The sequence below is a fragment of the Paracoccus sp. MC1854 genome (genome assembly GCF_014164635.1).
Classification (GTDB): Bacteria; Pseudomonadota; Alphaproteobacteria; order Rhodobacterales; family Rhodobacteraceae; genus Paracoccus.
In genome coordinates this window covers 1-5,487 of record NZ_JACJFU010000072.1, presented here as the reverse complement: position 1 = coordinate 5,487, position 5,487 = coordinate 1, and the positions used below count along the sequence as shown (strand labels likewise).

Annotated in this window: 6 protein-coding genes; 2 read left to right on the top strand and 4 right to left on the bottom strand. The window is 64.0% G+C overall.

What is annotated here, in order from left to right:
• Positions 1-214: 214 nt before the first annotated feature.
• The 4 genes from H5395_RS17590 to H5395_RS17575 are packed head-to-tail and all read right to left on the bottom strand — an operon-like array spanning position 215 to position 3,844.
• The gene (locus tag H5395_RS17590; protein WP_182793816.1) at positions 215-1,747 is read right to left on the bottom strand and encodes an aldehyde dehydrogenase family protein; all 1,533 of its coding nucleotides are present in this window, start codon (positions 1,745-1,747) and stop codon (positions 215-217) included.
• 1 nt (position 1,748) lies between these two features.
• The gene (locus H5395_RS17585; RefSeq protein WP_182793815.1) at positions 1,749-2,708 is read right to left on the bottom strand and encodes an NAD(P)-dependent oxidoreductase; all 960 of its coding nucleotides are present in this window, start codon (positions 2,706-2,708) and stop codon (positions 1,749-1,751) included.
• Positions 2,709-2,765: 57 nt separating this feature from the next.
• Positions 2,766-3,686, bottom strand: coding sequence for a LysR family transcriptional regulator (locus H5395_RS17580; protein WP_182793814.1), 921 nt, complete (start codon positions 3,684-3,686; stop codon positions 2,766-2,768).
• Positions 3,687-3,700: 14 nt separating this feature from the next.
• Entirely contained in the window at positions 3,701-3,844 is a 144-nt protein-coding gene (locus H5395_RS17575) for a hypothetical protein (RefSeq protein ID WP_182793813.1), read from the bottom strand.
• Between the two features lie 137 nt (positions 3,845-3,981).
• On the opposite strand from H5395_RS17575, the gene H5395_RS17570 reads away from it, so the two are divergent.
• Both H5395_RS17570 and H5395_RS17565 read left to right on the top strand, forming a co-directional pair.
• Positions 3,982-4,809: a DUF3100 domain-containing protein gene (locus tag H5395_RS17570; RefSeq protein WP_182793812.1), complete on the top strand. Its 828-nt coding sequence runs from the start codon at positions 3,982-3,984 to the stop codon at positions 4,807-4,809.
• The gene (locus tag H5395_RS17565; RefSeq protein WP_200559424.1) at positions 4,806-5,312 is read left to right on the top strand and encodes a hypothetical protein; all 507 of its coding nucleotides are present in this window, start codon (positions 4,806-4,808) and stop codon (positions 5,310-5,312) included. The genes H5395_RS17570 and H5395_RS17565 overlap by 4 nt, the downstream gene beginning before the upstream one ends.
• The last annotated feature ends 175 nt before the right edge of the window (positions 5,313-5,487 follow it).

Genomic DNA, 5,487 nt, shown 5'->3' with positions numbered 1-5,487 from the left:
CATTCGTCGCCCGGCGGGCAGACGCCTGATCAGGCCTGTCTCAGCCAGCCGATGCCAATCCCGGCGGCGGCGCAACCAGGACGGAAATCCATTTGGCAGGACACCCGACACTGGTCAGACGAAGCAAGCCAGCTCTCCTGAGATTCGGACCTCTTTGACGGGAGCGACACTGAAGGGTGCGGGAGATTGCACGCTCCCCTCGCGCGTTAAGATGTCAGGCGGGCGAGTAGCTGAAGCTCATCGTCGGCGTTGCGGATGTCTCGACCCAGACGCTTTTCGTCACCGAATAGGCTTTCAGGGCCTCGCGACCCGAAGACCTGCCGTAGCCGCTCTTGCGGAAGCCGCCGAAGGGCGACATGACATTGATCGTCTTGTAGGAGTTGATCCAGAACGTCCCGGCCCGGACCTTGCCGGCGATCCGGTGGGCACGGCCCACATCCTGGGTCCAGACCGCGCCGGCCAACCCGTAGTTCGTGGCATTGGCAATCGCCACGGCTTCGTCCTCGTCCTCGAACGGAGTGACGCCGACCACCGGGCCGAAGACCTCCTCGTTGGCGATCTCCATGTCCCGCTTGACCTCGTCTATCACGGTCGGTGCGTAGAAATACCCCTCGGGGAACGCCTCCGGGCGCTCTCCTCCGGTGATGATCCGGCCTCCCTCGGCCGCGGCCCGGCGCACCATCAAGCTGACCTTCTCGAACTGGCGCAGGTTGTTGATCGGCCCCATGAGCGCCGTGCGGTCGAGCGGCATGCCGACCGGAATTCGGGCTGTGGCTTCCGCATAGCGGCGCACGAACTCGGCGTGGATGTTCCGGTGCACCAGCAGACGCGAGCCGGCGACGCAGCTCTGCCCGGCGCCGCCGAAGATCGCGGCCTGAGAGCCGACGATCGCGCGGTTCAGATCGGCGTCGTCGAAGATGATGTTGGCCGACTTGCCGCCGAGTTCGAGGATGCAGGGCACGATGTTGCGAGCGGCTGTCTCGGCGATCTTCGCGCCTGCCGCGGCCGAACCCACGAAGACCACCAGCCGCGTCTCGGGATGACTGATCGCATACTGGCCCGCGGTCGGACCCGCGCCGGCGATGACGTTCACCAGGCCGCGCGGCGCGCCGGCCTTCTCACAAAGGACCCCGATGACCAGCGAGCTGTGCGGCGTCAGCTCGGACGGCTTGAGGATCACGCCGTTGCCCGCACAGATCGCGGGGGCGACCTGCCAGCCGGCCGTGAAAAGCGGCGCGTTCCACGGCGTGATCTGGACCACGACGCCATAAGGCTCAGGTCGGGTGTAATTCAGATGTGTGGTCGGGACCGGAATCACTTCGCCATGCAGCTTGTCGCACCAGCCCGCGTAATATTCGAACATCTCGGCCACCCGGATGACCTCGCCAGAGATGTCGCGGATCAGCCGTCCGGCAGAAATTGCCTCCAGTTCGGCAATCGCCTCCGCGTTTTCGCGCAGAAGTTGGCCGATGCGGAACATGATCCGCCCACGCTCAGAGGCGGTCTTGGCCCACCATTCGGCCTGGGCCTGGACGGCAGCCGCGGCTGCCGCATCGATGACGTTGGCGCCCGCATCGGCATAGGTATCCGCCAACTTGCCGGTGGCGGGATCGTAGAGCTCGATCGAATCGCCATCGCCCTTCTGTGCCTCGCCGCCGACAAAGCTTGCGAGTCCATCGAAGCCGCAAAGCTGCTTCATCAACTGTGCGACGCGGGCGGCAGTGTCGAATTCGGGAACGGTGTTCATGTCAGTGCGTCTCCGCCTTGGTGCGCTGGCCGAGTGCGGGATCGCCCAGCCTGGTGAAATCCTCGTCATTGGCGATGCCGGATGCGTCCTCGGCCCAGATCTCCTGAGCCAGCTTCGCCATCGGCAGGTCGGCTCCGACCTTGCCGGCCAGGTCGAGGGCCAGACGCACGTCCTTGCGCATCAATCCCGCCGAGAAGCCACTGCAGAACGACCCGGAGAGAACCCAATTCGGGAAATGCACCTCGGACAGCATCGAGCGTCCAGACGCCGCATTGACCACTCGCAGCGCATCGGCGGCGCCGACGCCGCTCGCCTCGGCCAGGCGCAGCCCCTCGGCAGTGGTCAGCATGTGGCAGGCAACCAGCATGTTGTTCACGAGCTTGGCGACATTCCCCGCGCCACTGCCACCGACATGGAGGATCTTCGTCCCCATAGCCTCGAAATGGGGCAGCGCCTCGCGGAAATGTGCCTCGTCTCCCCCGACCATGAACGACAGTTGGCCGCTTGCAGAGCCGCTCGGACCGCCGCTGACGGGCGCGTCCAGAAATCCGTGTCCACGCGCGCCCAGCGCCTCAGCCAGATCGCGGCTGACCTGCGGCTCTGAAGTGGAGGTGTCGATGATGATCCTGAAAGCCATGTCGTCGGTCAGGAGCCCGGAGTTGTCGATCACGCTTCGCACGTGCTGCGCGGCAGGCAACGAGAAGATGATGACCCGGCTATTGCGGAACACCTCGGCCGGGGACTCTACCACCGTTAGTCCGGCTTTGGCCGCCTTGGCGCGACGGGCGGGATCGAGATCGAAGCCGATGACGTCAAAGCCCTTGCCAATCAAGGTCTTGCCCATGGGCAGACCCATTGCACCAAGTCCGATCATGCCGGTGCGCAATGCGTCATGTGTGGTCATGCGTGCTTCCCTGCGGTTCGTGGCGGCCGCAGCATGCGCAGCCGCCTGTCGTGCCATCCTATCCTTAAGGATCACGCGGCGTGCAGAACACGAGCCGCGCACGCCGCGTTGCCCTCAGGGCAACGCCGCCGGCGAGAAGGCCGACATGCGGGCAGCAAGCAGCGTGGCCACGGCGTCAACTGATCTCGGCAGCCGCCGCCGCGCACGTACGATCGCATGGGCGCTTGCACTGAGCAGCAGCGGCTCATCGACATCGAGGATCTTCAGCTCGCCCCGCGCCTCTTGGATGGTGGCCGAGAAGCGAGGCAGGAACGTCACGCCGAGGCCGGCCGAAACGAAGCGGATCAAGAGGGCAATCGACTCGGTCTCTACAACCGGGTGCAGTGACAAGCCATGATCGCTGGCTGCCCGGGCCAGCAGCTGATGGATCCCATGACTTTCGTTCAGCAGCGCGAGCGGTTGCTCGAGCACGTCTGCAAGCCACAGTCTGGAGCGGCCGATCAGCGAGGAGGAGACCGGTACGATCGCGCAAAGCGGCTGCCGCCCGATCGCCAGCGATCGCGTCCCCGGAAGCAGGATGGGGTTATAAGCGAGAGCGATGTCCACCTGGTCCTGGATGACGAGTTCGACCAGCCTGTCGGTGCCAGCAGTGGTGATCTGGTAGCGCAGGTTCGGGTTGGTGCTCATCAGCGCCGCCAGTCCGTTCTGCATCAGATCGGCCGCAAATCCTTCGCCGACGCCCAGCCGGATCACCCGCCGCGTGTCGTTGCGATACTGGCCGATCAGTTCACGGACATAGTCCTGCTCGTTGTGCAGGTGGTTGGCGTGGTCGAGCAGCAGCTTGCCCGCCTCGGTCAAAAGCATCCCCTGCGAATGTCGTTCGAAAAGCTTCACGCCAAGTCGGATCTCCGCGTCCGAGATCTTGCGGCTGATCGAGGAGGTCACGACGTTCAGCCGCTCGGAGGCGCGCCGGATAGATCCTTCCTGCGCCACCACGGCGAATTCGCGCAGGAACCGGTGGTCGAAAGCGTCCATGATCGTCTTGTTCCTCAATTCCCGAACGCGTCCAGACGCTGCCGTTCCTGCAGCAGTGACGCGTGGCGGAAAAGATCTGCGGCGGCTTCGATGAGCGTTCCGTTGGACATGACTTTGATCCGGTTCGGCGCGACGCGGCAATGATGCGTGCGGCACACGGAGCAAGTCCAGCCGGTCCTATAGGTGCGCGAGGATTGCCCGAGGGGCAACACCGCGTTGCCCAGCAGCGTGCTGCCGGGTCATGTGCGAAGCGGGTTAGCCTTCGGCACTTGCATCGATCCACGGGAGGGGCTTGATGACCAATGTTTTCTCGCGCGACGCGTTGCCACTGCATCTGCTGGTGCTGGTCATCGTTGTGATTTCCGAATTGATCGGCATCATCCGGCTGCCGATCGGGATTGCCACGGTGATCCTCCTGCCGATCCTTTATGCCTTTGCAATCGGGATCGCACTCAATCCGGTCATCAACAAGGCGACACGACAGGTTCTCACGGCGCGCTCCAGCAAGATCGCGGGGGCGATGATCATCGTCGCGATCATGCCCTTCATCGCGCGTTTCGGCACCACCGTCGGACCAGCGATGGGGGACATCATCGCCGCCGGCCCGGCTCTCATCCTTCAGGAGATCGGCAACCTCGGCACGATCGCTGTCGCATTCCCTGTGGCCGTCTACCTGCTCGGCATGGGACGGGAAGCGATCGGCGCGTCCTATTCGATCGACCGTGAGCCGAACCTTGCCCTGATCGCCGAGAAATACGGGCTGAACAGCCCCGAAGGCGCCGGCGCCATGGGTGTCTATGCCACCGGCACGCTGATCGCCACCTTTGTCTTTGCGATCATGCCGCCTCTCATCCATGCACTCGACATCTTCGACGTCCGCGCGCTGGCGATGGCCTGCGGCGTCGGCTCGGGCTCGATGCTGGCTGCCTGCACCGGCGGCCTCGTCGCAGTGATCCCCGAACAGGAGGAAATCATCCTTGCGCTGGCCGCGGCCAGCAACATCCTGACCTATGCCACCGGGCTTTATGTCGCCGTATTCGTGGCCTTGCCGCTGACCGAGTGGCTTTACCAGCGCGCCCGTCCCAACGATCCGGCCAATCCGACCAAGGGAGAGAAAGCATGACCCAGGCGACCGAGATGCATGACCTAGCGGATGCCATCGCAGATGATGAACGGTCGGACATCCCCGTTGGCGACAAGATGGCGATGCTGCTTGTCGCCGGGGTTATCGGGCTGGTGGCGAACTGGGTTGCAACCGGGACCTTACCCGGAGGGGCACTGCCGGGAATGTTGTTCCTTCTGGTCGGCTCGGCGATCGGGCTGATGCTTGCGCAGGTCATCCGGATCGGCCTTCCGGCAGTGGCTTGGGTGTCGCTGATTGCGGTGCTCGCAACCATTCCGGGGGTTCCCGGCTCGGCCTGGGTGACGGAAGCCGTCGGAAAGCTGAACTTCCTCGCGCTGGCGACTCCGGCGCTGGCCTATGGCGGTCTGGCCCTGACTGCACAGGAGTTCCACATCGCCCGGACCTCTGGCTGGAAGATCGTGATTGTCGCGCTCTGCGTGATGTTCGGGACTTATATCGGCTCGGTCATCATCGCCCATCTGACCTTGGGGCTGACGGGCTGACGGTCTCCAGATCAAGGCATCCATAAAACCAAGTATTCAAGCCGGCGGTATACGCGCAAAGCTAAAATGTCACCGCTGAGCAAAGCAGGAATGTCACTCTCCCCCGGTTGAAGCATGATCCTCGGGGGACGAACATGGGATGGCTGGTGATGAGCGAACGCGAGCTGAACCGGAT

What these genes read in the sequence shown, in the direction of transcription:
- H5395_RS17590 (WP_182793816.1), bottom strand. Translation starts at nt 1,747, where the DNA reads ATGAACACCGTTCCCGAATTCGACACTGCCGCCCGCGTCGCACAGTTG.
- H5395_RS17585 (WP_182793815.1), bottom strand. Translation starts at nt 2,708, where the DNA reads ATGGCACGACAGGCGGCTGCGCATGCTGCGGCCGCCACGAACCGCAGG.
- H5395_RS17580 (WP_182793814.1), bottom strand. Translation starts at nt 3,686, where the DNA reads ATGGACGCTTTCGACCACCGGTTCCTGCGCGAATTCGCCGTGGTGGCG.
- H5395_RS17570 (WP_182793812.1), top strand. Translation starts at nt 3,982, where the DNA reads ATGACCAATGTTTTCTCGCGCGACGCGTTGCCACTGCATCTGCTGGTG.
- H5395_RS17565 (WP_200559424.1), top strand. Translation starts at nt 4,806, where the DNA reads ATGACCCAGGCGACCGAGATGCATGACCTAGCGGATGCCATCGCAGAT.